The sequence below is a fragment of the Methylovulum psychrotolerans genome (assembly GCF_002923755.1).
Lineage (GTDB): Bacteria > Pseudomonadota > Gammaproteobacteria > Methylococcales > Methylomonadaceae > Methylovulum > Methylovulum psychrotolerans.
Genome location: NZ_PGFZ01000082.1, coordinates 1 through 926 on the forward strand (window position 1 = coordinate 1; position 926 = coordinate 926).

Sequence of the window (926 nt, forward strand, 5' to 3'; positions counted from 1 at the left end):
ACGGATTGAATAGGCTCATTGTTTAGACCTAATATTGCTCTACTATCCATTTACGAACGAATCCTTACGGTCAGCCATTCTAGGCAATAGTAAATAAAAGGCTATGTTACCGTTAATTGTTGAAATATAAACTTATAAATATCATGGTATTATGTTATTTTTAGGCTTATCAATAGGAAAAATACATTTCATTCTTGGAAGTTTTTAATTGATCAGACATAGATATGCTAGAAATTACATAAAGCACACTGATTTATAAGTGATTTTTATTTCCATAATTAACGGTAACATAGCCAAATAAAATCATGCGCAAAAAACCCATAATCCGTAGTTTCCGTATGACCCACCATAGCGACACTGTTTTTCGTACATTATTGATGGCGATTTGAGCGGCAATAATGGTATTTTATTTAAATCGTCGGAAAACACATGTTTTCCGACAGGCTAAACATGATAATTTTGCATGGTAGATGCGTAAATCACGTTAATTTAGCCGCTATTGCCAAAAATCGCACGAATCCTTACGGTCACCCTCTTACACCCAATACGAATTCCGCTATGCGCGGCAACAAAACAAAAAAAACTGGGTGATTAACCACAACGCCTCCCCTTATTTTATCGGAGTCAAGAGATGCCAACCCACCTTCCAGAACGCCTTGTCTGCGGGCCGATTGACCAGCAGAACACCCTCATCCAGTATTTCCGACCAGCCGTTGACCATTTGAGCGGGCTGTCCATTAAGTTCGGCACTTACCGTAAGATCATGAGCCACCGGCTCAAATTCCGCCTCGACTGGGTTGACGAAGACGGAGCCGAGGGTGCCCCCACTTACAAGTGTAGGTTTTCTTACCCTCCACCCCCTTCTGCGTAAATAGCCAAAGTCACGCCGTTGATTTCCGTCAAACCGGGCCATGCCTCAGGCCGCC

Annotated in this window: 1 protein-coding gene; it reads left to right on the forward strand. The window is 42.1% G+C overall.

The features are described from left to right. Positions 1–631: 631 nt before the first annotated feature. Positions 632–871: a hypothetical protein gene (locus AADEFJLK_RS24255; protein WP_146054751.1), complete on the forward strand. Its 240-nt coding sequence runs from the start codon at positions 632–634 to the stop codon at positions 869–871. Positions 872–926 lie beyond the last annotated feature (55 nt).